This window comes from Endozoicomonas sp. ALE010 (genome assembly GCF_049310165.1).
Lineage (GTDB): Bacteria > Pseudomonadota > Gammaproteobacteria > Pseudomonadales > Endozoicomonadaceae > Endozoicomonas.
Genome location: NZ_JBLYNV010000190.1, coordinates 1 through 1,220 on the forward strand (window position 1 = coordinate 1; position 1,220 = coordinate 1,220).

Consider the following 1,220-nt stretch of genomic DNA (forward strand, 5'->3'; position numbering starts at 1 on the left):
TCTGGACTGTCGGTTCCGTTGTTACTGGCGTTGGAGGTGTTGCGAAAGGCGGTGTGAAACTTGCCAAGGTTGGAGTGGATGTTGGTAAGAAGTCGTTAGATAAAATGGGGGATGCAGTAAAGAAATCTGGAAACAAAATTGATTCCGTAGCTGAAAATAATAAGGCAAAGAACCCTCATGAAATCCCCGGCTATGCTGATGCAGAAGCAGGAGGTGCATCGTATTATGATAGATATAGAAAAGAAAACGGTGACTGGGATTGGCCAGAAGAACTTGGTTTTGCAGAGACTCCAGCAAAAGCAACGTTGGACATTGGGACTAGAATAGATAGATTTGGCAAGCCTGATGGCAGTTTTCTATCTCCTGAGGGTATTCCTTCCGAACAGAGGGCATTGGCACCTGGAAGTCTAGCTGAACCATATAATGTCTATGAAGTGATGAGACCAATGCCTGTCATACAAGGTAAAATAGCTCCAGCCTTTGGTCAACCGGGGGGCGGAGTTCAAATTCTACCTAACTTTTCTGAGCGAGTTAATGTGGATTGGCTCCTCCATAACGGCTATATCCGAAAGGTTAACTAGAGATGAAAGTAACACTTCAAAGTTTACAAGAAACCATTATGACATATGGCGCAATGATTGATGCACCATTCGAGCTTTTAGTCCTCCATAGCAAAGCATCTTCAGATGGCTCCCCATTTCTAGAATTATGTGGTGAGGATATATTTTTTGTGAGCGTAGAAAGAGGTATCGAATTTGAACGTTTAAAAACCCAGAAGGTAGATACTTTCCTTTACTGGTTTTTTAAAAGGGTAGTTTCACATATCGCATATTCTGCAACCTCTAATACTGACGACCGTGATCAGCGAAGGACTGTATTCGATAAAGAGGTAGAGTTACTGAGCGTATTAGACAAAAACTGGGGAGAAATGAGAGCCAAAGAACACAAAGCCATTTTATTGAGATCACCATTTGACGATAATGCACAGAAAAGAGTCGAATTAAATAAGAAATTGATTTCTGATGGCCTTGACACCTCTAGAGCATATGAAAAAGCATGTGAAACTTATCCTTTACCCCAAAATTGAAACTTTGGATAAGAATGTGACAACTCTAGATAGTTCTCGTCCAAAATCAAGGACACCCAATAATTTGCCAGCGATGTAGAAATCACAGCAGGCAGAGACCTTACCGCCACTGCCGCCAATATCACCAGTGGTA

Annotated in this window: 2 protein-coding genes; both read left to right on the plus strand. The window is 41.9% G+C overall.

Annotated features, from left to right (window positions below):
* A partial coding sequence (locus ACO6UY_RS24695) for a TNT domain-containing protein (RefSeq protein ID WP_422491709.1) occupies positions 1–581 on the plus strand: 581 nt, incomplete at its 5' end.
* A gap of 2 nt (positions 582–583) precedes the next feature.
* Positions 584–1,087, plus strand: a complete 504-nt coding sequence (locus tag ACO6UY_RS24700) for an Imm63 family immunity protein (protein ID WP_422464123.1) — start codon at positions 584–586, stop codon at positions 1,085–1,087.
* Positions 1,088–1,220: the final 133 nt, after the last annotated feature.

Coding starts and splice junctions, on each gene's coding strand:
- ACO6UY_RS24700 (WP_422464123.1), top strand. CDS start 584: ATGAAAGTAACACTTCAAAGTTTACAAGAAACCATTATGACATATGGC.